Source organism: Streptomyces sp. A 4/2, assembly GCF_940670765.1.
Classification (GTDB): Bacteria; Actinomycetota; Actinomycetes; order Streptomycetales; family Streptomycetaceae; genus Streptomyces.
The window spans coordinates 1-23931 of record NZ_CALNVW010000010.1; the positions used below are offsets into that span (position 1 = coordinate 1).

Genomic DNA, 23931 nt, shown 5'->3' on the forward strand with positions numbered 1-23931 from the left:
AGTTCTGAAATAATGAACGGCCGTGTTTGCTGTCTTTAATTAGACGCAGTCGGTGTTGGTTAATTTCATAGTGTTTCGGTGGTCATAGCGTTAGGGAAACGCCCGGTTACATTCCGAACCCGGAAGCTAAGCCTTTCAGCGCCGATGGTACTGCAGGGGGGACCCTGTGGGAGAGTAGGACGCCGCCGAACAATTTTTAGCCTCAACCCCGAGCCGATTTGGCTCGGGGTTGAGGCATTTTTGCGTTTATGGTCAGGGTATGCGCTACGACCTGGTCATCTTCGACAACGACGGCGTCCTTGTGGACAGTGAGCCGATCTCCAACACCATCCTCGCCGAGTACCTGACCGAGCTGGGGTACCCCACCACGTACGACGAGTCGCTCCGCGACTACATGGGTGCCGCCATGCACCGGGTGCACGACATCATCCAGGAGCGGACCGGGCAGCAGCTGCCCGAGGACTTCGACGAGACGTTCCACGCCCGTGTCTTCGCCGCCTTCGCGCGCGAACTGAAGCCCGTCGCCGGGGCGGCCGATCTGCTCGGCGAGCTGGTCGCCGAGGGCGTGCCGTACTGCGTCGCCTCCTCCGGCACGCACGAGCGGATCAGAGTGGGGCACCGGGCGACCGGGCTCGACGAGTGGTTCGAGGAGGAGTGGGTGTTCAGCTCCGAGGACGTCGGCCGGGGCAAGCCGGCGCCGGACCTCTTCCTGTACGCCGCCCAGCAGATGGGCGTCGCACCCGAGCGGTGCGTCGTCATCGAGGACAGTCCGCTCGGTGTGGCCGCCGCGCACGCCGCGGGGATGGATGTGTACGGGTTTACGGCGATGACTCCCGCCGAGCGACTCGCCGGAGCGAACGGGTTCTTCTCGAAGTTGTCGGAGCTCCCACAACTGCTTGCGTGATCCATCTACCCACGGGTAAGCCAGGGGCCTACTGTGCCGCCATGACGACAGATGCTCGCCTGCGGCACGGCAGGGTCTCCCTGGGGCTCAGCTTCTTCGCGCAGGGCGCCGCGTTCGCGCTTCTGGTGACGCGGATCCCTGCCATCCAGGACCGGTACGGGATATCCGACGGCCTGCTTCCCGTCTTCCTCGCCGCCGTGCCGGTCCTCGCCGGCGTCGGCAGCGTCGGCACCGAGCACCTGGTGAAGCGGGTGCGGCCGTCCGTCGTGCTGCGGTGGGCGCAGCCGGTGGTGCTGCTGGCCCTCCTCGGGGCCGCGGCCGGCGACGAGTTGTGGCAGGCGGCCGTCTCGCTCGGGGTGTTCGGACTCGGTGTGGGAGCACTGGACGCCTCCATGAACATGCTGGGGGTCAGCCTCCAGCGGGCGTACGGCCGCAGCATCATGCTCGGCTTCCACGCCACGTACAGCCTCGGCGGGATCGCCGGAGCCTCGCTCGCCTGGGTCGGGGCGCACTGGCATCTGTCGCTGTTCACCTCGTACTGGCCGGTGACCGTGGTGCTGGTGCCCGCGTGCCTGGTCGCGAGCCGCTGGTACGCGGACGCGCGGGACGGCGGTCAGCCGCCGGTCGCCGAGCCGGGCCGGGGCAGTGGGGCCGCCCAGGGCGGGCCCCTCGTCTTCAAGATGCTGCTGCCGCTCTGCCTGGTGATGGCCTTCACCTATATCGGGGACTCGACCGTCTCCAACTGGGGCGCGAAGTACCTGCAGGACGTGCTGGGGAGCTCGGAGCAGCTCTCCACCCTTCCGTACAACGTCTACACCGTCACCACGCTGCTGGGCCGGGCCGTCGGTGACTTCGGGGTGCGGCGGTTCGGGGCGGTGGCCGTGGTGCGGTTCGGGTCCGTCGTCGCGGCCTGCGGGTTCGCCGTGGTGGCGGCGGCGAGCGGGCCGTGGGTGGGTCTGCTCGGGTTCACGGTGCTGGGGGTCGGTCTGTGTGTGATCGTGCCGCAGACCTTCGCGGCGGCGGGGCGGCTGTTCCCGGGGGCCTCCGACGCGGCCGTCGCCCGGCTGAACATCTTCAACTACGTGGGATTCCTGGTGGGGTCACCGCTGGTGGGGGCGATCGGGGACGCCTGGAACTACCGCGGGGCGATGCTCGTACCGATGGTGCTGGTGCTCGCGACTCTCGTGTACGCCCGCTCGTTCGGGAACGGCGACGCCCGATACGGTGTCGGGCATGAGCGGGCGCGGACTGTTGATGTGGGACGAAGCAGTAACGAGGTATGACTTCGGGCCCGGTCATCCGATGGACCCGGTGCGGCTCGCACTGACCATGGGACTGGTACGGGCGTACGGCCTCGACCGGGCGGTCGACGTCGTGGCCGCGAAACCGGCCGGGGAGTCGACGCTGCGGCTGGTGCACCGGGCGGACTACGTGGATGCCGTGCGGGCGGCCTCGGCGGACCCGGACGGGGCCGACGCCTCGTACGGGCTCGGCACCACCGACGATCCGGCGTTCGCCGGGATGCACGAGGTCTCCGCGCTGATCGCCGGTCAGTCGGTGGGCGCCGCCGAGGCGGTGTGGCGCGGGGACGCCGCGCACGCCGTCAACTTCGCGGGCGGGCTGCACCACGCGATGCCCGGCGCGGCCTCCGGATTCTGCATCTACAACGACGCGGCGCTGGCCGTCGCCCGGCTGCTCGAACTGGGCGCCGAGCGGGTCGCGTACGTGGATGTGGACGTGCACCACGGGGACGGGGTCCAGGCGGCCTTCTGGGACGATCCGCGGGTGCTGACCGTGTCGCTGCACGAGCATCCCCGGACGCTGTTCCCGGGCACCGGTTTCCCGACGGAGACCGGTGAGGGGCCGGGGGAGGGCTCGGCCGTCAACCTGGCGCTGCCCGCCGGTACCGGGGACGCCGGATGGCTGCGGGCCTTCCACGCGGTGGTGCCCGAGCTGCTGGCCGACTTCCGGCCGCAGGTGCTGGTGTCGCAGCACGGCGCCGACACGCACTTCGAGGATCCGCTGGCCCATCTGGCGGTGTCGCTGGACGCGCAGCGGGCGGTGCAGGTGGCCTGTCACGAGCTGGCACACCAGTACGCCGAGGGCGGCCGGTGGCTGGCGCTGGGCGGCGGAGGGTACGCGGTGGCCGACGTCGTACCGCGATCGTGGGCGCACCTGGTGGGGATCGCCGGGCACGCGGAGGTCGATCCGGATTCGGTGATCCCGGCGTCCTGGCGGGACGAGGTGTACGCGCGGACCCGGGGGGTGGGGCCGGCGCGGATGACGGACGGGCGGTGGCCGGTGACCTGGCGGTCGTGGGACGCGGGATACGACCCGGCGGACCGGCTGGACCAGGCGGTGCTGGCCACGCGGCGTGCGGCGTTCCCGCTGCGGGGGCTGCTGGCTTAGACCGACCGGCAGTTGGGGCGGCCACCGGGGTTACGCCAACCGTGCCGCATATCCCTGGTTCCGGCCCGGACGCGGGGCCCGGTGCGGCACCATCGGCAGGGTGTTGACCACCGGCGCCCTCCGCGCGCATCTGCTGGCGGCCAGGCTCGCCGGGCCGGTGGCCACCCCGCGCGAGGTGAGTCTGCGCAGTTACCGGCTCTTCGCCGCGCGGGATCCCCGGGTGACCCTCGGTCTCCATCCCGAACAGGGCTGGAACGAGCGGGAGTTGCTGCGGCTGATGGCCGACAGGTGCGGGGTGTCGGACGATCCGGCGTATGTGTCGGGGTCCGATGTCATCGATCCGGAGCGGACGTTGGCCGCGCTCGACGCGTTCGCCGTGCGGCTCGGGGAGGCGGTGGAGCGGCGGGCGGCGGTGCTGTTCGGGACCGGGCATCCGCACCGGCTGCTCGGCTTCTACGCCGCGCTGGCAGACGCCTTGTCGGCGGCGGGATGTGTTGTACTCACCCCCGCGCAGGGTCGCCGTGTCGACATAACGACCCGGTTCGGCGTACGCACGTACTGTCTCGACTATGTGCGGGGCGTCGCGCTGATGCGCGAACCCGGCGTGCGGGTCCCGGGGAGTGAGCCCGGCGCACACACGCATTCGCCGCTCCCGGTCCGGGTCGCACTGGAGGCCGCGGCGGGGGAGCCGGAAGGGCTGCCGGGGCTGGTCGTCGGAGATCACGGGTGGGTCTGCGGGGCAGGTCAGCTGGGGATCGAGGCGATCGGCCTGGCGGACACGGACGACCCCGCGCTGTTCGTCGGGGAGGCCGAGGGACGGGTGTCCGTCGCCGTTCCGCTCGACGACGCGGTGCGGTCCGAGTACTACCGGCCGCTCACTCGCTATGTACTCAATCAGGCGTGTCTGTCCCGGTAGGTAATCGTCTGCTGCTCCTCTTCCCCACTCGTATCACCCGCACCTAGTCTGGTGAGTGAGCGCACAACGACGAAGAGTCACCGGAAGGGGTAGCCGGGGCGCGTCGGGTGCGGAAGGTTCAGGTGGGTCATGGCTGCTGGCGAGAGGCCTCTCAACGAGGTCAAGTTCCTGACCGTGGCGGAAGTCGCCTCGGTGATGCGAGTGTCCAAGATGACCGTGTACCGACTGGTGCACAGCGGTCATCTGCCGGCGATCAGGGTGGGCAGGTCCTTCCGGGTCCCGGAGCAAGCGGTGCACGAGTACCTCCGTGAGTCCTTCGTGGGGGTCCGGACTGCCTAGGGAGAGGTGTCAGGGGGGCCGGGGTTTCCCCTCGGATTACGTCCCTCACTCGGCGGCAGGTAGGCTAGGCCGACGTAGGTCGTGTGGGCCCAGACGCCCCGCACCGAGTGAAGAGAAGTGAGCGAGGGTAGTCGTGGGCTCTGTTATCAAGAAGCGGCGCAAGCGGATGGCTAAGAAGAAGCACCGCAAGCTGCTCAAGCGCACCCGCGTTCAGCGTCGCAACAAGAAGTAAGCGGCAGCTGTACGTGGTTCTGAGGCCCTCTCACCGACATGGTGAGGGGGCCTCGGCGCGTTGTGGAGGAATGGTTGCCGGGACGTGGACGGCCGGTCCTATAGATTTCGGTGACGTCACGCGGCGCATGGACATCACAGCGCAACAGCGAGCCGCTACGGTGGCCCGTACGGGAGTCCGAATGGGAAGGCGCTGATCTTGGGCAAGGTCGTGCTCGTCACCGGAGTGGCCCGGCAGCTCGGAAGCCGCCTGGTGCGCCGCATACAGCGCGACGCCGAGGTGGACCGGGTGATCGCGGTGGACATCGTGGAGCCCGAGCACGCGCTGGGGGACGCCGTCTTCGTACGGGCGGACATCCGCCAGCCGGCCATCGCCCGCCTGCTCGCCGAGTACGACGTCGACACGGTCGTGCACATGGACGTCACGGGGACCCCGCTGGGCGCGGGCGGCCGGACGGCGGTCAAGGAGACCAACGTCATCGGCACCATGCAGCTGCTCGGCGCCTGCCAGAAGTCGCCGTCCGTGCAGCGCCTGGTGGTCAAGTCCAGTACGAATGTGTACGGGTCGGCGCCCCGCGACCCGGCCGTCTTCACCGAGACGACACCCCCGAAGTCGCTGCCCAGTGGCGGCTTCGCGAAGGACACCGTCGAGGTCGAGGGGTACGTACGGGGCTTCGCCCGTCGCAGGCCCGATGTCGCCGTCTGCGTCCTGCGCTTCGCGAACATCCTCGGGCCGAGCGCGGATTCACCGCTCGCCGAGTACCTGTCCCTGCCGGTGCTGCCGACCGTGTTCGGTTACGACCCGCGGCTCCAGTTCGTCCATGAGGACGACGTCATCGACGTACTCCGCCTGGCACTGGGCGAACCGCCGCGCGGGACGCTCAACAGCGGCACCTTCAATGTCGCGGGCGACGGTGTGCTGACGCTCTCGCAGTGTTCGCGGCGGCTCGGCCGGCCGACGGTGCCGGTGCTGCTGCCCGCGGTGAACTGGGTCGGCTCCGCGCTGCGGGCCGTCGGCGTCACCGACTTCTCGCCGGAGCAGATCCGGCTGCTCACCCACGGCAGGGTCGTCAGCACGGCGCAGATGCGCGAGACGCTCGGGTTCGCGCCGAGGTACTCGACAGCCGAGACCTTCGAGGACTTCGCGGTCAGCCGCGGGGAGGGCCTGCTGCCGCCCCGGGCGCTGGCGCAGGCGGTCGACAGGGTCTCTTCGTTCGCCAACTCCGTCAGCAAGGAGCGCATCTGACATGGCCGATGCCAAGGTCATCCCCTTCGGAGACGAGCCGAGGGCGAGGCGGGCCAGGAGCGCCAAGGCCGTCAAACGGCCCGGGACGCGGAACAGGCCCGTGGGGTCGCTCGCACCCGTACCGGAGCAGCAGACGGGGCCTGAGCCGTCCTCGGGGACACCTGGGCGGGAGCCCGGGACCGACGTGGAGACCGGCGCCTGGGACCGGCGGATCGCGGGCGGGCTGGCGTTCCTGCGGCGGCGGATCACCGGCGAGTACGAGGTCGACGAGTTCGGCTACGACAAGGAACTCACCGACCAGGTCCTGATGTCGATGGTCCGGCCGTTGTACGAGAAGTACTTCCGCGTCGAGGTGAAGGGCATCGAGAACATCCCGTCGGACGGTGGGGCGCTCGTCGTCGCCAACCATTCGGGGACGCTGCCGCTCGACGGGCTGATGCTCCAGGTCGCGGTGCACGACCACCACCCGGCGGAGCGCCATCTGCGGCTGCTCGCCGCCGACCTGGTCTTCATGCTGCCGGTGGTCAACGAGCTGGCCAGGAAGGCCGGGCACACGCTGGCGTGCGCGGAGGACGCGGAGCGGCTGTTGCAGCGCGGTGAGGTCGTCGGGGTGATGCCCGAGGGGTTCAAGGGCATCGGCAAGCCGTTCGCCGACCGGTACAAGCTCCAGCGGTTCGGGCGGGGCGGCTTCGTGTCGACCGCGCTGCGGGCGGGGGTGCCGATCGTGCCGTGCTCGATCGTCGGTGCCGAGGAGATCTACCCGATGCTCGGCAACGCGAAGACGGCGGCGCGGCTGCTGGGTTTCCCGTACTTCCCGATCACGCCGACGTTTCCGTGGCTGGGCCCGCTGGGGATGGTGCCGCTTCCGACGAAGTGGACGATCCAGTTCGGCGAGCCGATTCCGACGGACGGGTTCCCGGCCGAGGCCGCGGAGGACCCGATGCTGATGTTCAACCTGACGGACCAGGTGCGGGAGCAGATCCAGCACACCCTGTACAAGCTGCTGGTGCAGCGGCGGTCGGTCTTCTTCTGATTCCGGTTGCTGGCCCGGGCGGTTGGTCCGGGCTGTTGGTCCCGGCGGTTGGTCCGGCCGGTGATGGTGGCGCCGCGTGCGCGTTCCGGTGCTGCGTACGCGGGAGTGCCGGGCCTGCGAGGAGCGGGCCCGGCACTCTCACGTACGTGTACGTCCTGCCTACGGTGCGTTCTCGCCGTCGATGCCGAGGCCCGGAAGGAGACCGGGGAGCAGCGGCGGGAGGGTGACGTCCGGGGCGGGCCGGTCGGTCCTGCCGGCCGGGCCGGAGCTCTCCGACGCCGACGAGCTGCTGCCGGATTTCGGCGGGTCGAGCAGTCCGCCGGTGTTTCCGCCGATCAGCCCCTGGTCCGCCTCGCTGCCGGAGCTGGACGGCTTCGGCCTGCCGCTCGCCGGACCGTGCTGGTTCGGGACGGACGCGGTGGGCCCGGGGCGGTCGGTCCCGGAGCTGCCCGGCCGGGAGGTGCCCGGGTGCTGCGGGGTCCGGAGGGCGTCCGGGGTGCGCGGCAGCTGTGACCGCAGCGGGGCGACCTCCTGGTCTATGGCGTCGAACACCGAGTTGACCTGATTGCCCACGTCGTGGAGCTGGACCGGCAGCCGTCCCCGGAGATTGCTCCAGGTCTCCCGGTGCGAGCGGGAGAACGAGGAGAGTGTCTGGATCGGGCCGAGTGTGCCGTTCCTCGCGTACGCCTCGTGCAGCAGCCGGTGGCCTTCGCCGGCGTCGTGGTTCATGCCGTTCAGCGCGCGCCTGACTTCGCCCAGTTGCTCGTGGTCGAGCTGACCTGCCCGGTCGCGTTCCATGAGGCGGCGTGCCTCCTGGAGACGGGTCGAAGCCTGGTCGAGGTAGATCTCACCGCGGGCGGCATCGTCGTTCGCCATCCCGAGCTTGAGGTCTTCCATGCCGCGCTTCAGCCCGTACAGCGAATCACCGGGGAGGGCGTCGGAGCTGGCAGCGGCGACGCCGCTGAAGGCTCCTGCTGCCACCCCTACGGTGAGACCGCCCGCAGCGAGGCCCTTCGACCAGCGGGAGCGGGGGCGCAATTTCCGGAGCGGGGACGCCCGGTGGGCGCCGCGGCCGGTCCGCTGTTCGGGCACCTGAGGGCCCTCGGACACACCTCCCTCCGCGCGCATCGTCTCCATGGCGGCCACGAGCTGGGCTCGTTGCACCACTTTGACCTCGGGGTCCAGCTGCGGTTTCGGTAGCTCTCCGAGACCGGTCGCCAGAGCAAGCAACTGCCCTGATGCGGTCGGTCTCGTAGGAGCTTCGGGCTGGTCGGCCGCCGTGCCCTGGAGCGTCTGCTCCTCCAGGGCCTGGGCGAAGGCGTTCGCCCGCCGGTGTGCCGAAACTTGTCCGATCACTGGCGGCACCTCCTCTCGTCATGACGATCGACTCCCCTCGGGGTCCGGAAGGTTGCACGCCTTGAGCGCTTCCACACGATCGGGTGAGCGCCTGCGGGTGTGACGTGACCACAGGGAGCCTGCATCCCACTCAACGAGCCGCACAGCACTTGGGTTACGGACGGAAGAGGAGCCGACCGTGGTGTTGTCGCGCTGTCATCGTCCTGTCACGGATGGTGAGTTGTGATCAGCGCGCGTCATCCGGGAGGAGTCGCGCGAGAGTGCGCACGGCCCGGTACTGGAGGGTCTTGATGGCGCCCTCGTTCTTGCCCATCGCACGTGCCGTTTCGGCGACGGAGAGCCCTTGCAGGAAGCGCAGGGTCACGCACTCCTGCTGCTGCGGGTTGAGTTTCCGCACGGCTTCGAGGAGCGCGGCGTTGGAGAGGGACTCCAGGACGGAGTCCTCGGGACTGCGCTCGACCTCGTTGGCGTCGAGCATTTCGCCCGTGGTCACTTCCAGTCGGAAACGGCTCGACTTGAAGTGGTCGGCGACCAGATTCCGGGCGATCGTGACCAGCCAGGCGCCGAAGTCGCGCCCCTGCCAGGTGAAGGTGGAGATTCGGCGCAGGGCGCGCAGGAAGGTCTCGCTGGTGAGATCCTCCGCCGTCGCCTTCCCGCCGACGCGGTAGTAGATGTAGCGGTAGACGGTATCGCTGTACTGGTCGTAGAGGCGCCCGAAGGCGTCGGCCTCGCCGGCCTGAGCGCGTTCGACGAGGTCCATCATGCGTGCGCTGTCGCTGTCGGCCGCAGGCCGACGGGCGGTGGACGTGCCGGTGCCGCCACGGCTGCGTCTGCCGACCGCCGCACCGCCCTCGGCGAGGGCATAGCAGGGGCCGGCAGGCACGGGTGTGGCAAATGCGGGGACGGCGTACGCGGTGGGGACGAAGCCGCGCAGCTGGTCAAGGACCGTTGCGCGCAGCGTAGCCAGGCCCGAGGCGTCAACCCCGACGTGTGGGTACACGGGACTCCCAGAGGCAGAGCTTCCATCACGTGCAGTGCTGGACCTTTCACCCGACGTGATGGCGAGTGGGGTCCGGTATGCGTCTGAGGAGAATAACGCTTCGTACAGGCAGTGCTACACCCAGTTGCTCAAATCATCGATTACGTCGTTTCTGTGACGACTACGAGGCCAATCAAGTGGCACTTCGTGACCGCTTATTGATCGGATTGGCTCACGATCGGCTTGATTGCGGGATCAGTTGTGCCTGTGAGGAGACGGCGGGACCGGCGACGGTCGCACGGGGTGAGAAGTTCGAACACTGTGCGAGCAGGCGCGGTGGGACGGGCACGGCGGCTCGCGCCGCGTACGGGGCCGGGGGCAGGGCCGTGCGCCGGTCAGCGGCGGCGGCGGTGCAGCGCGACCGCGGCGGCGGTGCCTCCGGCGAGGGCCCCGACCCCGGCCGCGGCCGGGATGCCGACCTTGGCCGCCTTGCGGCCGGTGCGGTAGTCGCGCAGCCGCCACTCGCGCTCGCGGGCGTAACGGGCCAGCTTGGCGTCGGGGTTGATCGCGTACGGGTGGCCGACGAGGGAGAGCATCGGGATGTCGTTGTGCGAGTCGCTGTACGCGGCGCAGCGGTCCAGGTCGAGCCCTTCGGCCGCGGCGAGGGCCCGTACGGCCTCCGCCTTCGCCGGGCCGTGCAGCGGTTCGCCGACGAGACGGCCGGTGTAGACCCCGTCCATCGACTCGGCGACCGTGCCGAGCGCGCCGGTCAGTCCGAGGCGGCGGGCGATGATCGTCGCGGTCTCCACCGGGGCGGCGGTGACCAGCCACACCTTCTGGCCCGCGTCCAGGTGGGCCTGGGCGAGGGCGCGGGTGCCGGGCCAGATGCGGTCGGCCATGTACTCGTCGTAGATCTCCTCGCCGATGGACATCAGCTCGGAGACGCGGTGGCCCTTGACGATGGACAGGGCGCTGTCGCGGGCGTCCTGCATGTGTTCGGGGTCCTCGACGCCCGCCAGCCGGAACCAGGCCTGCTGCCAGGCGAACCTGGCCAGTTCGCGGCGCTGGAAGAACTTCCGCTTGTACAGGCCGCGGCCGAAGTGGAAGATCGCGGCGCCCTGCATGACGGTGTTGTCGAGGTCGAAGAAGGCGGCGGCCAGATCGTCCCCGGCGACCGGGAACTCGGGCTCCGGGTCCTTGCTGTCCTCCGGTTCCGGCTCCGCCTGTGTCAGCTCTTGCGAGGACTTGCGGGCTGCCTCGGCTGCGGCCTCGCCTGCCAGCACGCTGCGTGCTGTTGCCGAGCGCCTACGAGGGGTGAGCCATCCCAGTGCGGCCATGTTGTGAGCATAGCCAGTCCGGTTGGTGGTTCCGGGTCCTGCGGGATGCGGCGGGGTGAACTGCGGGTTGCGGAGCTGTTTTCCCGCGCCTTCCCGCAACTCCCCGCGCTCCTCCGCGCCTCCGTGTGTCTCCGTATGTCTCTGCGTGCTTCCGTGTGTCACGCGGGTGTTCTCCGGGCGGACAATGGCCTCATGAGTCCCCTGTTGCGGCGCCGTGCCGGTAAAGGAAAGCCCGCCGACCGGGTGGTCACCCTGGTCGGGAAGCCCGGCTGTCACCTCTGTGACGACGCCCGCGCGGTCGTCGCCGAGGTCTGCGGTGAGCTCGGCGCGTCCTGGGAGGAGAAGGACATCACGCAGGACGCGGAGCTCAACGACGCCTACTGGGAGCAGATTCCGGTGGTGCTCGTCGACGGGGAGCAGCACACCTTCTGGCGGGTGGACGCCGGCCGGCTGCGTCAGGCGCTGCGGGCCTGACGCAGCACCGCTGGAATTCCACCGGTGCTGCGGGGGCCGCGTCACGCGCTGCGGGCCCGATGGCAAAAGGCAGTTACCATCGTGGGCGATTTGAGCAGTCTCGGGGGCGTAGGCGTGAGGAGTGTGTGCGGTTATGCCCCCTTTGGGATCCCAACGCAGCGGATCGGCCTCTGGTTCCGTCAATACGCCGTCGATGCGCGTGACCCCGGTCACTTTGCACGGACAAAACGGACACCATCTTTGTGCACGCGTTCACAAAGACATAGCCTGCATTCGACGGGGCGGTCCTGCTGCATATGGCCGCCTGCAGCCTCGCTCATCCCGCAGGAGCACCGTGGCAACTGGCCGAACTCACCGACCGGCGACCCGTAGCCGAGGAATCCCCGAGGCCACCGTCGCCCGACTTCCGTTGTACCTCCGTGCCCTCACCGGGCTGTCGGAGCGTTCCGTGCCCACGGTTTCATCCGAGGAGCTCGCCGCTGCGGCCGGGGTCAACTCGGCGAAGCTGCGCAAGGACTTCTCCTACCTGGGTTCGTACGGGACCAGGGGCGTCGGCTACGACGTCGAATATCTCGTATATCAGATCTCGCGTGAGCTGGGTCTCACCCAGGACTGGCCGGTCGTCATCGTCGGTATCGGTAACCTCGGCGCCGCGCTCGCCAATTACGGCGGGTTCGCCTCGCGCGGATTCCGGGTCGCCGCGCTGATCGACGCCGATCCCGCCATGGCGGGCAAGCCGGTCGCCGGTATGCCCGTCCAGCACAGCGACGACCTCGAAAAGATCATCTCGGACAACGGGGTCTCCATCGGGGTCATCGCGACGCCCGCCGGAGCGGCCCAGCCGGTCTGCGACCGGCTCGTCGCCGCCGGTGTCACGTCGATCCTGAACTTCGCGCCCACCGTGCTCTCGGTGCCCGAGGGCGTCGACGTACGCAAGGTCGACCTCTCCATCGAGCTCCAGATCCTCGCCTTCCACGAGCAGCGCAAGGCCGGTGAGGGCGCCGCGCCCGCGCCCGACGCCGACGCGCCTCCCGTACGGGGCGCGGCCCACGCCGCCCACCACGCCGACCGGAAGGGACCCGACGGGGACATGCCCGCCGTGATGCCGGCATGAGTCTCCTGGTCGTCGGACTGAGCCACCGCAGCGCGCCCGTCAGCGTGCTGGAGCGCGCCTCGCTCTCCGCTGATACGCAGGCCAAGCTGTTGCAGGACACGCTGGCCGCCGAGCCCGCCGCCGAGGCCGCCGCGCTCGCCACCTGCAACCGCATCGAGCTGTACGCCGACGTGGACAAGTTCCACGCGGGCGTCGCCGAGCTGTCCACGCTGCTCGCCCAGCACAGCGGTGTCGGGCTCGAAGAACTCACTCCTTATCTCTACGTGCACTACGAGGACCGGGCCGTCCACCACCTCTTCTCGGTGGCCTGCGGGCTCGACTCGATGGTCGTCGGGGAGGGGCAGATCCTCGGGCAGATCAAGGACGCCCTCGCGCTCGGCCAGGAACTGCACACCGCGGGACGGCTGTTGAACGACCTGTTCCAGCAGGCGCTGCGCGTCGGCAAGCGGGCGCACAGCGAGACCGGCATCGACCGGGCCGGGCAGTCGCTCGTCACCTTCGGGCTGGAACAGCTCGCCGGTGACGCGGACGTGTCCGCCTGGGCGGGCGGGAAGCGCGCGCTGGTGATCGGCGCGGGCTCGATGTCCTCGCTCGCCGCCGCCACGCTGGCCCGCGCCGGGGTCGGCGAGATCGTCGTGGCCAACCGGACGCAGGCGCGTGCCGAGCGGCTCGCGGAGATCCTCGGCGGCTCCGGTGTGGCCGCGACGGCCGTCCCCATGGACGCTGTCCACGGTGAGCTGGCCCGCGCCGACCTGGTCGTCTCCTGCACCGGCGCGACCGGTCTCGTCCTGACCGGGGAGGCCGTGGCCACGGCCCTGGGCGAGGAGTACACGCCCGCCGAAGCACCCGCCGGGGCATCTGCCGAGGCGCCCGCGGAACCGTCTGCCGGAAGTCCTTCGGAAGCCGTCGCGGCCGATGTGCTGGAGCAGCACGGGACCTGGGCCGAGGCCGCCGCGCTCGCCCGTACCCGCCGTCCCGTCGTCGAAGACGGCGCGCCGCTGCGGCTCGCCCTGCTCGACCTCGCGATGCCGCGGGACATCGACGCGGCCGTGCACCGCATCAGCGGCGCCCGGCTGGTCGACATCGAGTCGCTGGCCGACGCCTCCGCGGACGCGCCGATGGCCGCCGATGTCGACGCCGTACGCACCATCGTGTCCGACGAGGTCGCCGCGTTCGGCGCCGCGCAGCGGGCCGCGCACATCACGCCGACCGTGGTCGCCCTGCGCACCATGGCCGCCGGGGTCGTCGCCGGTGAGATCGCGCGGCTCGACGGACGCCTTCCCGACCTGGACGACAAGCAGCGCGCCGAGATCACCCAGACGGTGCGCCGTGTCGTCGACAAGCTCCTGCACGCGCCCACCGTGCGGGTCAAGCAGCTCGCCAGCGAGCCCGGCGGCGCCGGGTACGCGGACGCGCTGCGGGAACTTTTCGACCTCGACCCGTTGACGGTCGCGGCCGTCAGCAGGGCCGATCTGACCGACCTGAGCAACACAGACGTCAAGAACCGAGGGCGGGCATGACCGATGCCTTGAGGCTGGGAACCAGGCGCAGCAAGCTCGCCATGGCGCAGTCAGGACAAATTGCCGAGGCTGTTCGGCAGATCACGGGACGCCCCGTGGAACTCGTCGAGATCACCACGTACGGGGACACCTCCCGTGAGCACCTGGCGCAGATCGGCGGGACCGGTGTGTTCGTCACCGCCCTGCGGGACGCGCTGGTGAGCGGTGAGGTCGACTTCGCCGTGCACTCGCTGAAGGATCTGCCGACCGCGGAGCCGGACGATCTGGTGCTGGCCGCGATCCCGGTCCGTGAGGACCCGCGGGACGTGCTGGTCGCGCGCGACGGGCTGACGTTCGAGCAGCTGCCGGACGGGGCCCGGGTGGGTACCGGTTCGCCGCGCCGGATGGCGCAGCTCAACGCGCACGCCCGTAACCGCGGCATGCGCATCGAGACCGTGCCGATCCGCGGCAACATCGACACCCGCATCGGATTCGTCCGCGACGGGGAGCTGGACGCGGTGGTTCTCGCCGCGGCGGGGCTCCACCGTGTCGGCAGGGCCGCCGAAGTGACCGAGTACCTGCCGGTCGACATCATCTTGCCCGCCCCCGGCCAGGGGGCCCTGGCGATCGAGTGCGCGGCAGCCAATGCCGACCTCCTCGCCCAGCTCGCCGAGCTCGACGACCCGTACACCCGGGCCGCCGTGACCGCCGAGCGATCCCTGCTCGCCGCCTTGGAGGCCGGTTGCAGTGCGCCTGTTGGTGCACTGGCCGACGTCCTGGTCGACGGGCAGGCTGTCACCGAGATGCGCCTGCGCGGTGTCGTCGGCTCGACCGACGGTTCCACGCTGGTGCAGTTGTCCACCACCGGTCCCGTACCCACGTCGCACGAAGGCAACGAGGCGCTCGGACGCGAACTCGCGTCCGAGATGCTGGCCAAGGGTGCGGCCGGTCTTATGGGGGAGCGAGCACGATGAGCCCCACCACCTCGAACCTGCCAGCCCTTCCCGCCCACGGGCACGTCACCTTCCTCGGTGCCGGTCCCGGGGATCCGGGGCTGCTCACACTGCGCGCTGTCGAAGCGCTCGCGAGTGCGGACGTACTGATTGCCGAGCCGCATGTGCTCGACGTCGTACGCACCCATGCGCGGGCGACCGTAAGCACGCCTCAGCTGACGGTTGTTGACGAAGCGTCAACAGCCGCCGGAATCCCGGCAATCCGCGATGCGGGCAATCTTGTCATGGAGGCCGCACGGGGTGGCAGGCGGGTCGTCCGTGCTGTCACCGGGGATCCGGGACTCGACGGCAACTCCGGTGAGGAGATGCTTGCCTGCGCTGCCGCAGGCATCCCGTTCGAGGTCGTCCCGGGTGTCTCGACGGCGGTGGGCGTCTCCGCGTACGCCGGTGTACCGCTGCGGGACGCTCAGGGCACGGACGTGCGTTTCGTCGACGCCCGTACCGCGACGGACCGCTGCTGGAGCGAGATCGGCGCGAGCGATGTGACCGCAGTGGTCTCCACGACGCTCGACACGGTCGCGGTCGCTGCCGGTGAACTGGTCGCGGCGGGCCGTAAGCCCGACACCCCGATGTCCGTCACGGTCGCCGGGACCACCACCCGTCAGCGCACCTGGTCCGCGACGCTCGGCACGGTCGCCCAGGTGCTCAAGCAGGCCAAGGTGCTGCCCTCGCCCGAGGGCCACCAGCCGGTCATAGCCGTGGTCGGCGAGCGCAGCTCGGCCGCCCAGCGCGACCAGTTGTCGTGGTTCGAGTCGAAGCCGCTCTTCGGGTGGCGGGTGCTCGTTCCGCGTACGAAGGAGCAGGCGGCCTCGCTCTCCGACCAGCTGCGGTCCTACGGCGCCGTGCCGCACGAGGTCCCCACCATCGCCGTCGAGCCGCCGCGTACCCCGCAGCAGATGGAACGCGCGGTCAAGGGCCTGGTCACCGGCCGTTACGAGTGGATCGCCTTCACCAGCGTCAACGCGGTCAAGGCCGTCCGTGAGAAGTTCGAGGAGTACGGGCTCGACGCCCGCGCCTTCGCGGGGATCAAGGTCGCCGCGGTCGGCGAACAGACCGCCGCCTCGCTGGTCGAGTTCGGTGTCAAGCCCGATCTCGTACCGAGCGGCGAGCAGTCCGCGGCGGGCCTCCTGGAGGACTGGCCGCCGTACGACCCGGTCTTCGACCCGATCGACCGTGTCTTCCTGCCGCGCGCCGACATCGCCACCGAGACGCTGGTGGCCGGGCTCATCGAGCTGGGCTGGGAGGTCGACGACGTCACCGCCTACCGGACGGTGCGCGCCTCGCCGCCGCCGGCCGACACCCGTGAGGCGATCAAGGGCGGCGGTTTCGACGCGGTCCTCTTCACCTCGTCGAGCACCGTCCGCAACCTGGTGGGCATCGCGGGCAAGCCGCACAACGTGACGGTCATCGCCTGTATCGGTCCCGCCACGGCGAAGACGGCCGAGGAACACGGGCTGCGGGTGGACGTGCTCTCGCCGGAGCCGTCGGTGCACCGGCTCGCCGAGGCGCTCGCCGAGTTCGGCGCGCAGCGCCGGGAGGCGGCCAGGGAGGCGGGTGAGACGGTCACCCGTCCCAGCGAGCGCCGTCCCGGTGGTCGCAGACGGCGTACCACCTGAGGGGCTTTCGGGCCGACGAAGCGGGCGCCGCGTGGCTGGCAGGCGAGGCGTCCGGGGGTATTCGAGGCGTTTCGAAGAGGTAACTGAGGATGACTGTGTACGGATCTTTCCCCGGCGCCCGTCCGCGGCGGCTGCGCACCACCCCCGCGATGCGGCGCATGGTCGCCGAGACGCGGGTGCACCCCTCCGACCTGATCCTTCCCGCGTTCGTACGGGAGGGCATCAGCGAGCCGGTGCCGATCACCGCGATGCCGGGCGTCGTCCAGCACACCCGTGACACCCTGCGGAAGGCGGCCGTCGACGCCGTCTCCGCGGGCGTGGCCGGGATCATGCTCTTCGGCGTCCCCGAGGACAGCAAGAAGGACGCCATAGGGACGGCGGGGACGGACCCCGAGGGCATCCTGCAGCTCGCCCTGCGCGACGTGCGCGCCGAGGTCGGCGACGACCTCGTGATCATGTCGGACCTGTGCCTGGACGAGTACACCGACCACGGCCACTGCGGGGTGCTGGACGATGCGGGCCGGGTCGACAACGACGCGACGCTGGAGCGGTACGCGGAGATGGCCCAGGTCCAGGCCGACGCGGGCGCCCATGTGGTGGGCCCCAGCGGCATGATGGACGGTCAGGTCGGTGTGATCCGCGATGCGCTGGACACGATCGACAAGGAGGACGTGTCGATCCTCGCCTACACCGTGAAGTACTCGTCCGCCTTCTTCGGCCCGTTCCGTGAGGCCGTCGGTTCCTCGCTGCAGGGGGACCGCAAGACGTACCAGCAGGACCCGGCGAACGCACGCGAGTCGATGCGCGAGCTGGAGCTGGACCTCGCCGAGGGCGCCGACATGGTGATGGTCAAGCCTGCGGGACCGTACCTGGACATCCTGGCGAAGGTCGCGGAGTCGGTGGACGTGCCGGTGGCCGCGTACCAGATCAGTGGTGAGTACTCGATGGTCGAGGCCGCCGCGGAGAAGGGCTGGATCGACCGGGACGCGGCGATCCTGGAGACCCTGACCGGGATCAAGCGCGCGGGCGCGAACATGATCCTGACGTACTGGGCGACGGAGGTCGCGGGCCGGCTCTGAGCCGCGGGCGTCCCGGATCGTTCGGGACGTGCTCCCGGATCGCTCCGGGACAGTCTCGGAAGTGCTCTGGTACCGCTCCGGAACAGCCCCGGAAGTGCTCTGGTACTGCCCCGGAACAGCCCCGGAAACGTCAACGGGCCCGCACGTCGTCCGCCTCACCGAGGGCGGGGCGTGCGGGCCCGGCATCGTCGGTACGGCGCACCGCTCTGCCGGAGTGGCGCACCGCCACCTCTCACCACACTGCGTTGTCGCTGGAATACAGTGCGTGACGAACGGCCGGGACGATCACGGCCCCTGACGGCACGGAGTTGCCCTCATGCGACGTATCACCAGCAAGCTCAGCGCCCTCGCGGCGGTCGCGCTGCTCGCCTTCACGACCACCTCGGCCGCCCGCGCCGACGACCAGGGCAACGCGACCCATGTCGAGGTGGCCCCGGCGTACTTCAAGATGCAGGACATCCGCCACGACAGCTTCGTCATCAAGCTCACGGACCCCGTCAGGATCGCGGACGCCCGGGAGATCGTCCGGAGCGGAAGCCGCAAGATCGTCATCGGCCGGATCGTGAAGAGCCGTGCGGACTACAACGCGCAGTGGTCCTACCACTACAACCCCGACTCGGTCACCTTCGCCGATGCGGCGATGGAGGTGTGCGACTCCACGATCAGCTTCACCGAGGGGCACCTCGACCAGGCGGGCGGCGGCCCCTTCCTGCCCGGTCTGTACTGGTGCCCCTGGACGGGACGCCTGACCGAAGAGGTTGCCGGACGGTAGTCACGCCGGGACCACGGGATCACGGGACCACAGGACTACGGGACCAACTGACCACGGGACCACGCACCCACAGCACTGAGCGCCACAGCCGATGTTCCCCCGCCGGCTGCGGCGCTCCGTGCTGTGTGCGGGCCTGTGGCCGTGGTCAGTTGGTGAAGTAGAAGTACTTCCAGGCGCCGTTGGTCGTCGAGTTGACCGTGTCGCCCGACGAACTGTTCACGTACGACGACCGCATGCGCATCTTGTACCCGGTCGTGTGCGTCCCGGCCAGCTGCACCGCGGACTTCCCGTCGGAGGCGAGCTTGAAGTACTGCGAGCCCCCGGAGCGCCACTTGCCCTGGGCGTAGACCTCCAGGGTGAGCTTCTGCGCGCGGTTCTTGTACGCGGTCATGGTGGTCGTGAAGAGCGGGTTCGTCTTCTTGTGGAAGTACGCGTACGACGTCGAGCCGATCCTGGCCGTCCGGTACTGGCGGGACACCGAGGTGGAGATCTTCACCTGGGCGTACGCCGTCGACTTGACGGTCTTCGACGCGTACCGGGCGTCGCCCGTGAACACGGCGCTGACCGCGGTGTCGCGGGTCATCGCGACGGTGACCGACAGGTCGCCCTTCGCGTTGACCTTGCCCGTCTTCACCAGCTTCTTCGGCTTGTCCGCGCCGAACGGGTCCGACCAGAGCTGGACCGTCCGGTTCTTGTACGTGGAGCCGAGGTGGGCGGTGAAGGAGACCTTGGTGTTGTACGCGTAGAGCTTGCCGTTGCGGTTCAGGGTCAGCGTGGGCGTGGCCCGCGAGACGGCGACCGAGGCCGAGCCCGAGGCCGCCGTGTGTGTGGCGTCGCCCGCGTACGACACCTTGTAGGTGACCTTGCCGCCCGCGGGCGGGGTGTCGGCGAAGGAGAACGCGCCGCCCGCGCCGAGCTTCTTCGTACCGAGCGACTTGCCGCCCGGTGAGTCGACATCGGTCCGGGTGACGGTCACCGGAGTCCCGGACGGGAGCGGAACGGTGGCCGTGACGGTGCCCTTGACCGTGAGGGACTTGGCGCGGGTGGCCTTGGAGGGGGCGGTGACGGTCACCTTCGGCGCCGACTTGCCCGGCTCGGCCAGTACGCGCAGGGAGAAGGCGTTAGCACTGTTCTCGGAGACCGCGAACAGCCGGCTGCTGTCCGGTGCCCAGGCCAGGCCACCCTTCACCAGGAGGTCCGAGCCGCTGCTCGTTCCGGTGTTGGGGAAGTCGTACTCCCGGACCGGCTTGCCCGCGCCGGGGCTGAAGATGTGGACGTCCGGCTCGTACGAGGAGTCGGTGCCCGCGGCGACCGTGCCGTTGGGCGCGATGGCCACGGCGTTCGGGTACGAGGTGGTGGTGTACTGGCCGACCTTGGAGAGGTCCGTGGTGGAGAAGACCGGGTGGTAGTACGGGGAGCCGCTCGCCGTGACGAGTTGGCCGCCGTCCGGGGTGAGTGCCAGGTCGGACAGGTTCTCGCTGTCGCTCGGGTTCCAACTCGCCTTGCGCAGAGTGGTCTTGCCGTCGGCCACCGAGTACACGGCCAGGGTCGCCGGACTCATGCCCGGCTCCCCGACGGCCAGTACGTCGGGCGCTCCCGGTGCCGAGGCCAGCAGCGGTGAGTAGTACCAGGACTGGCCGTCGTCCTGCGCGAGCGTGACGACCGGCTCGTCCCCGGAGAGGTCCAGCGAGCCGATGTGACCCGAGTAGTCGGCCTGGTAGCCGAACCAGAGCGTGCTGCCGGTGCGCGCCAGATGGCGGGGATTGTCCGCCCCGGGCAGTGCGTAACTCCGGGTCTCCGTGGGCTTCTCGGTGTTCACGGAGACGATGGCGTCCTGGTCCGCCACGGCCGCGTACACCTGGCCGGAGTCGGCGGACAGCTCCAGCCCGGTCACCCCGGGCAGCCCGGCGAGGGTCGTGACGACCGTGCCCGCGTAATCGGTGACGACGATCTTGCCGCTCGTCGGGTCACTGATGAAGACGTGCTGGTGGACCCCATCCACCAGCACGTCGCCGACGGACTTCACCGGCAGGAGCTTGCTGGAATCGGCTGCGGCCGACCCCGCCGCGCCCGTGATGAGCGCGACGGAGCTGAACAGGACCGCGAGCGCTGTCGCGGCCGGAAGAGTGCGCGTACGCACGATAGTGGCCCCCCACTTGAGAGCCGCCCCGTCGAGTGGGGGCGGTGATCGCAGATTAGGGCATGCGACTGACAGGGGGCACACAGTTTCGGGGCGCCCCCACTTCGTCGTGGATGCCGAGTCGAGCCAACTGTGGCGGTTCGAACCGCCCCTCGATCTCGGGCGACCGACGGCGGCGGCAGCTCTCGACCGGCCGTCCGTGCTGCGGGCCGGTCGTTCAGCTTTTGCCGCGCCTCGTGGGGCGTGGTGTCGGACCTCACCGATACGGTCGTTCCGTGAGGCCTTCGGGGGCGTGCACTGTCAGAGGGTTCGTCCCGACTGAGCCGAAGTCGGTCCCGGCTGTGTCGGTCGGTCTTATGCGAACGCCTTGAGCTGGTCGTTCAGCGGGGCGCCGGTCAGCCGGTTGGCGAAGGTGGAGAGGGTGTACGTGCTGATACCGAGGACGATCTCCAGGGCGTTCCGGGCCGTGTAGCCGTGGTCGAGGAACTGCTGGACGCGCGCGTCGGCGACGCCTCCGGCGGTGGCGAGCACCTCCAGGGTGAAGAGGCGAAGTTCCTCCAACTTCGCATCGGGCAGCGACTGCTGGGCGCGCAGGGCCGCGATGAGGGCGGGGTCGGCCTGCATCGCCGTGAGCTTCTGGGTGTGCATGGCCACGCAGAACTCGCACGCGTTGCGGGCGGCGATGGTGAGGATCAGGGTCTCGCGGTCCAGCTGGTCGAGCGTGGTCGACTCGAAGAGGGCGCTGAGCTTGAGGAAGCCTTCGAGGGCTTGGGGCGAGGTGGCCAGCAGGGCCACGGGTGACGGGAGGAAGCCGAGCCGGTCGGTGGTCGCCTGCAGGGCGCGGCGGGAGGCGGCGGGGGCGGACTCGATGGTGTGGTGCGGGAACATGGCGGGCCTTTCGGGGTCGGGCTAAACTCGACAACGTGATTGACGAAAATGCGATGGACGAAAACGTAAACCAGGTTGTCGAGTTTTGCAATGTCTGAGGCCGGGGCGGGGGCGAGCGCTGGGGCCGACGGGCGCGGGTTCGAGCTGCCGATGCTGCTGTTCGCCGGGTTCCGCTCGATGGTCGACGCCCTGCATGCGCGGCTGGCCGACGAGGGGCACCCGGACGTACGGCCCGCGTACGGCTTCGCGATGCAGGCGATCGGGCTGCGCGGCGCGACGGCCAGCGAGGTGGGGCGGCGGCTCGGCGTCTCCAAGCAGGCGGCGGGCAAGACCGTGGAACGGCTGGAGGCGCTGGGCTACGCCGAGCGCGCCGCCGACCCCGCCGACGGCCGCCGCAAGCTGGTGCTGCTCACGCCGCGCGGGGTGGAGGTGCTGGTGCGGTCGGGGCAGATCTTCGACGAGCTGTACGCGCAGTGGGCCCAGGTGCTGGGCGCGGAACGGCTCGCCGGGATGGAGGCGGACCTGCGGGCCGTGGTCCCCGGCTCCGCGTCCGGGGGCGGCTTCCGGGTGGATGTGGCCGGGTGGTTCGGCGGGTAGGAGGGCGCTTGGTGGCCCGGGAGCCATTGACCTGCGGTCCACGGAGCCGGGGCCGTCGGCGATACGGTCCGGGCGGCGAAATCCGCCCGCCCGGGGGTCGACTCGCCTCTACCCTCGCTCCTCGTGGACGCGAACGATCACCCGCTGAACGTGGTTGATGTCGAAGCGACTTGTGGCGTCAGGCGATCGGTATCTTGGCGCCGTCCGTGATCGTCCGCAGGAGGACGCTCGTGTACTGGTCGGGCGCCATCTTCCCGGTGAAGTGAGTGAACGCCGGGGGGCGCTTCGAGCGCAGGCCCCAGTTGGGGTGGAACGACAGGTGGGCGTCGCTGAACGCGGCCCGGTCGGTGCGGTAGTTCTTGAGGACGAGAAATCCCGGTAGGACGGGGTCGTGGTCCGGGGACGTGGATATCGTCGCGGGGAAGGCGCCGCCGTCGATTCCGCTGTCGAAGGCGGAGCACCTGGGCGTGGTGCCGTCGGTCCATTCGAGCTGCGCCTCGGCGGTCTTGAGCGTCCGGTCGCGGCTGGATTCGAGTTGGAGCGAGATCTCGGGAAGGATGTGCGCGCCCAGGCCGGTCAGGGTGACGGTCAGGGGAAGCACCGTGTCGCGCTTCGGGTCGATCTTGGTGCAGGCGGATCCCAGGACCGCGACTTCCGACGTGTTGATGGCCCCGACGGTGTCGGTGGTGACCGGTCCCGACAGCAGCCCGGCGCGGGCCGGCCGCAGCGCGGCCGTGCGGAGGGTGATCCCGTACTCCAGTCCGTCCTGCTCGGCGATGTGCACGCTCGCCTTGTGCGGCAGGGAGAGGACGCGTGACGCGTCGATGGACGGGGATTCCGAGGGCGAAGGGGAGGGCGAGGCCGGGGGCGACGCGGAGAAGGGGGCGGGCGTGCTGGTCGTGGCGCCGTCGGAGGCGGCGGGCGTGGGCGCCTTCCGGCACCCGGTGGCCGTACCGGCGACAACCGCGGTCAGCGCGCATGCGAGCGCCAACGAGGTGAACGAGCTCAACCGCATGACGAATCCCCCAGCCTCGGTGGTGTCCCGAGCTGCCCCGGTCCTGCCGGGCCACCCCAAGTGGCGAGCTTACAAAGGGACTTGACCGGACACCACCACGGAATTCCGCCGTGCCGTCAGTCCCACCAGAACGACCACGCGGGCTGTCCGAGCACGACCTTCTCCGCGTAGGCCTGGATCGACCTGTGGGCGCTCTGGGTGAGGTTGTCCGGGCAGAACGCGAAGTGCTCGGCGGCGACCGCCTCGGCCTCTTCCTGTGTGGTCGGCGGGGATGCCACCGAGACGAACAGTTCGTCGAAGGTGAGGCCCACGACCCGTATCCCGAACCGGTCCTCCCAGGAGCGAAGCACCGAACTGATCGCCGCCACGTCGTGCTCGTGGTTGACGGGCCCCGACCAGCCGATGGCGGCCGGTATGTCCGCGCTGCGGCGGGCCGGTACGAGGGCGGCGCGGACGCTCATCGCCCCGGCCAGCTGCGCGGCGGTTTCGGCGGCCCGCTCGTCGGGGTCGACTCCCGGCACGGAGGCGGGTGCGGGGGCGAGTCCCGGCCATTCGGCGCCGAACGGGGCGAGCAGCTGGGGCTCGGTGGGGTCGGGCTCCCAGAGGCCCGCGAGGACTTCCTCGGCGTCGTGGTCGCCGGGGTAGGTCGTGTGGTCCGGGTCCAGCTCCCAGTCCTCCGGCAGCTCGTCCCGGTGGCCGCCGCCTATCAGCAGCGGCTGGAGCCCGGAACTCATCCGGTGGGGCAGGAGCTGCCGCCAGGTGTCGGCGGTCGCGGCGCCGTCGGCGTACCAGAGCAGGGGCTCGTGCCATGAGCCGTCGGCCGTGGTGTCGACCAGTGTGCCGGGCGGGAGCGCGCGTACCAGGGACGGGAGTTGATTAGGAAGCGTGGCCATGAAGTGACAGTACGTGGGGCCACTGACAACGCAGCAGCGTTGCCCTGTCATCGGGCGAACAGCGGTCGGCCGACTGCATCG

General features: G+C 70.1%; 23 protein-coding genes and 1 rRNA gene. 17 read left to right on the top strand and 7 right to left on the bottom strand.

All coding sequences use genetic code 11. The features are described 5' to 3' along the window. The first annotated feature begins 74 nt into the window (after positions 1-74). The 9 genes from rrf to NBY69_RS06615 all read left to right on the top strand — a co-directional run bounded on the left by rrf (position 75) and on the right by NBY69_RS06615 (position 7078). Positions 75-191: ribosomal RNA gene (rrf, locus tag NBY69_RS06575) — 5S ribosomal RNA — on the top strand. A 68-nt stretch (positions 192-259) separates the two neighbouring features. Further along, positions 260-904, top strand: a complete 645-nt coding sequence (locus tag NBY69_RS06580; RefSeq protein ID WP_250298875.1) for an HAD family phosphatase — start codon at positions 260-262, stop codon at positions 902-904. 41 nt (positions 905-945) lie between these two features. Beyond that, entirely contained in the window at positions 946-2187 is a 1242-nt protein-coding gene (locus tag NBY69_RS06585) for an MFS transporter (protein WP_250298876.1), read from the top strand. Further along, complete coding sequence (locus NBY69_RS06590) at positions 2138-3313, top strand: acetoin utilization protein AcuC (protein ID WP_250298877.1); 1176 nt, start codon at positions 2138-2140, stop codon at positions 3311-3313. Before NBY69_RS06585 ends, NBY69_RS06590 begins: the two co-directional genes overlap by 50 nt. Positions 3314-3413: 100 nt before the next feature. After that, the gene (locus tag NBY69_RS06595; RefSeq protein ID WP_250298878.1) at positions 3414-4229 is read left to right on the top strand and encodes a phosphatase; all 816 of its coding nucleotides are present in this window, start codon (positions 3414-3416) and stop codon (positions 4227-4229) included. 129 nt (positions 4230-4358) lie between these two features. Next, positions 4359-4568 (top strand): helix-turn-helix domain-containing protein, encoded by a 210-nt coding sequence (locus NBY69_RS06600; protein WP_250298879.1) that lies wholly within the window; start codon positions 4359-4361, stop codon positions 4566-4568. 133 nt (positions 4569-4701) lie between these two features. Further along, positions 4702-4800: a 30S ribosomal protein bS22 gene (locus NBY69_RS06605; protein WP_003948845.1), complete on the top strand. Its 99-nt coding sequence runs from the start codon at positions 4702-4704 to the stop codon at positions 4798-4800. Between the two features lie 198 nt (positions 4801-4998). After that, positions 4999-6045 carry an NAD-dependent epimerase/dehydratase family protein gene (locus NBY69_RS06610; protein WP_250298883.1) on the top strand — a complete coding sequence of 349 codons (1047 nt, stop codon included), beginning with the start codon at positions 4999-5001 and terminating at the stop codon, positions 6043-6045. A gap of 1 nt (position 6046) precedes the next feature. Then, positions 6047-7078: a lysophospholipid acyltransferase family protein gene (locus tag NBY69_RS06615; protein WP_250298885.1), complete on the top strand. Its 1032-nt coding sequence runs from the start codon at positions 6047-6049 to the stop codon at positions 7076-7078. 159 nt (positions 7079-7237) lie between these two features. Here the strand turns inward: NBY69_RS06615 and NBY69_RS06620 are convergent, their stop codons facing one another. From NBY69_RS06620 to NBY69_RS06630, 3 genes are all read right to left on the bottom strand, one after another. Beyond that, positions 7238-8434: a DUF5667 domain-containing protein gene (locus NBY69_RS06620; protein ID WP_250298887.1), complete on the bottom strand. Its 1197-nt coding sequence runs from the start codon at positions 8432-8434 to the stop codon at positions 7238-7240. Between the two features lie 226 nt (positions 8435-8660). Continuing rightward, entirely contained in the window at positions 8661-9434 is a 774-nt protein-coding gene (locus tag NBY69_RS06625; RefSeq protein ID WP_250298889.1) for an ECF subfamily RNA polymerase sigma factor, BldN family, read from the bottom strand. 374 nt (positions 9435-9808) lie between these two features. Then, on the bottom strand, positions 9809-10750 hold the full coding sequence (locus NBY69_RS06630; protein ID WP_250298891.1) for an HAD family phosphatase: 942 nt from the start codon (positions 10748-10750) through the stop codon (positions 9809-9811). Positions 10751-10942: 192 nt separating this feature from the next. Here NBY69_RS06630 and NBY69_RS06635 point away from each other — a divergent pair, with 192 nt between their 5' ends. The 7 genes from NBY69_RS06635 (at position 10943) to NBY69_RS06665 (ending at position 18317) form a co-directional block, all read left to right on the top strand. Continuing rightward, complete coding sequence (locus NBY69_RS06635) at positions 10943-11224, top strand: glutaredoxin family protein (RefSeq protein ID WP_250298892.1); 282 nt, start codon at positions 10943-10945, stop codon at positions 11222-11224. Positions 11225-11558: 334 nt separating this feature from the next. Continuing rightward, entirely contained in the window at positions 11559-12338 is a 780-nt protein-coding gene (locus NBY69_RS06640) for a redox-sensing transcriptional repressor Rex (protein ID WP_250298894.1), read from the top strand. After that, the gene (locus NBY69_RS06645) at positions 12335-13858 is read left to right on the top strand and encodes a glutamyl-tRNA reductase (protein WP_250298895.1); all 1524 of its coding nucleotides are present in this window, start codon (positions 12335-12337) and stop codon (positions 13856-13858) included. Before NBY69_RS06640 ends, NBY69_RS06645 begins: the two co-directional genes overlap by 4 nt. After that, positions 13855-14811, top strand: a complete 957-nt coding sequence (gene hemC, locus NBY69_RS06650) for a hydroxymethylbilane synthase (protein WP_250298902.1) — start codon at positions 13855-13857, stop codon at positions 14809-14811. Before NBY69_RS06645 ends, hemC begins: the two co-directional genes overlap by 4 nt. Beyond that, complete coding sequence (locus NBY69_RS06655) at positions 14808-16466, top strand: bifunctional uroporphyrinogen-III C-methyltransferase/uroporphyrinogen-III synthase (RefSeq protein ID WP_250298905.1); 1659 nt, start codon at positions 14808-14810, stop codon at positions 16464-16466. The genes hemC and NBY69_RS06655 overlap by 4 nt, the downstream gene beginning before the upstream one ends. A gap of 89 nt (positions 16467-16555) precedes the next feature. After that, positions 16556-17545: a porphobilinogen synthase gene (hemB, locus tag NBY69_RS06660; protein ID WP_250298907.1), complete on the top strand. Its 990-nt coding sequence runs from the start codon at positions 16556-16558 to the stop codon at positions 17543-17545. A 316-nt stretch (positions 17546-17861) separates the two neighbouring features. Further along, positions 17862-18317, top strand: a complete 456-nt coding sequence (locus tag NBY69_RS06665; RefSeq protein ID WP_250298909.1) for a calmodulin-binding protein — start codon at positions 17862-17864, stop codon at positions 18315-18317. A 145-nt stretch (positions 18318-18462) separates the two neighbouring features. On the opposite strand, the gene NBY69_RS06670 is transcribed toward NBY69_RS06665, so the two are convergent. Together NBY69_RS06670 and NBY69_RS06675 are read right to left on the bottom strand one after the other, a co-directional pair. Next, the gene (locus tag NBY69_RS06670) at positions 18463-20457 is read right to left on the bottom strand and encodes an Ig-like domain repeat protein (protein WP_250298910.1); all 1995 of its coding nucleotides are present in this window, start codon (positions 20455-20457) and stop codon (positions 18463-18465) included. Between the two features lie 354 nt (positions 20458-20811). Next, complete coding sequence (locus NBY69_RS06675; protein ID WP_250298912.1) at positions 20812-21345, bottom strand: carboxymuconolactone decarboxylase family protein; 534 nt, start codon at positions 21343-21345, stop codon at positions 20812-20814. Between the two features lie 90 nt (positions 21346-21435). On the opposite strand from NBY69_RS06675, the gene NBY69_RS06680 reads away from it, so the two are divergent. Beyond that, positions 21436-21942, top strand: coding sequence for a MarR family winged helix-turn-helix transcriptional regulator (locus NBY69_RS06680; protein WP_250298914.1), 507 nt, complete (start codon positions 21436-21438; stop codon positions 21940-21942). A 178-nt stretch (positions 21943-22120) separates the two neighbouring features. Here NBY69_RS06680 and NBY69_RS06685 read toward each other — a convergent pair whose 3' ends face one another. Together NBY69_RS06685 and NBY69_RS06690 are read right to left on the bottom strand one after the other, a co-directional pair. After that, on the bottom strand, positions 22121-22957 hold the full coding sequence (locus NBY69_RS06685; RefSeq protein ID WP_250298915.1) for a hypothetical protein: 837 nt from the start codon (positions 22955-22957) through the stop codon (positions 22121-22123). 116 nt (positions 22958-23073) lie between these two features. Further along, complete coding sequence (locus NBY69_RS06690; protein ID WP_250298917.1) at positions 23074-23850, bottom strand: DUF4253 domain-containing protein; 777 nt, start codon at positions 23848-23850, stop codon at positions 23074-23076. Positions 23851-23931: the final 81 nt, after the last annotated feature.

Excerpts from the sequence above, each read along its gene's own strand:
- NBY69_RS06580 (WP_250298875.1), top strand. The coding sequence starts at position 260 with ATGCGCTACGACCTGGTCATCTTCGACAACGACGGCGTCCTTGTGGAC.
- NBY69_RS06585 (WP_250298876.1), top strand. The coding sequence starts at position 946 with ATGACGACAGATGCTCGCCTGCGGCACGGCAGGGTCTCCCTGGGGCTC.
- NBY69_RS06590 (WP_250298877.1), top strand. The coding sequence starts at position 2,138 with ATGAGCGGGCGCGGACTGTTGATGTGGGACGAAGCAGTAACGAGGTAT.
- NBY69_RS06600 (WP_250298879.1), top strand. The coding sequence starts at position 4,359 with ATGGCTGCTGGCGAGAGGCCTCTCAACGAGGTCAAGTTCCTGACCGTG.
- NBY69_RS06615 (WP_250298885.1), top strand. The coding sequence starts at position 6,047 with ATGGCCGATGCCAAGGTCATCCCCTTCGGAGACGAGCCGAGGGCGAGG.
- NBY69_RS06630 (WP_250298891.1), bottom strand. The coding sequence starts at position 10,750 with ATGGCCGCACTGGGATGGCTCACCCCTCGTAGGCGCTCGGCAACAGCA.
- NBY69_RS06635 (WP_250298892.1), top strand. The coding sequence starts at position 10,943 with ATGAGTCCCCTGTTGCGGCGCCGTGCCGGTAAAGGAAAGCCCGCCGAC.
- NBY69_RS06645 (WP_250298895.1), top strand. The coding sequence starts at position 12,335 with ATGAGTCTCCTGGTCGTCGGACTGAGCCACCGCAGCGCGCCCGTCAGC.
- hemC (WP_250298902.1), top strand. The coding sequence starts at position 13,855 with ATGACCGATGCCTTGAGGCTGGGAACCAGGCGCAGCAAGCTCGCCATG.
- NBY69_RS06655 (WP_250298905.1), top strand. The coding sequence starts at position 14,808 with ATGAGCCCCACCACCTCGAACCTGCCAGCCCTTCCCGCCCACGGGCAC.
- hemB (WP_250298907.1), top strand. The coding sequence starts at position 16,556 with ATGACTGTGTACGGATCTTTCCCCGGCGCCCGTCCGCGGCGGCTGCGC.
- NBY69_RS06665 (WP_250298909.1), top strand. The coding sequence starts at position 17,862 with ATGCGACGTATCACCAGCAAGCTCAGCGCCCTCGCGGCGGTCGCGCTG.
- NBY69_RS06675 (WP_250298912.1), bottom strand. The coding sequence starts at position 21,345 with ATGTTCCCGCACCACACCATCGAGTCCGCCCCCGCCGCCTCCCGCCGC.
- NBY69_RS06680 (WP_250298914.1), top strand. The coding sequence starts at position 21,436 with ATGTCTGAGGCCGGGGCGGGGGCGAGCGCTGGGGCCGACGGGCGCGGG.
- NBY69_RS06685 (WP_250298915.1), bottom strand. The coding sequence starts at position 22,957 with ATGCGGTTGAGCTCGTTCACCTCGTTGGCGCTCGCATGCGCGCTGACC.
- NBY69_RS06690 (WP_250298917.1), bottom strand. The coding sequence starts at position 23,850 with ATGGCCACGCTTCCTAATCAACTCCCGTCCCTGGTACGCGCGCTCCCG.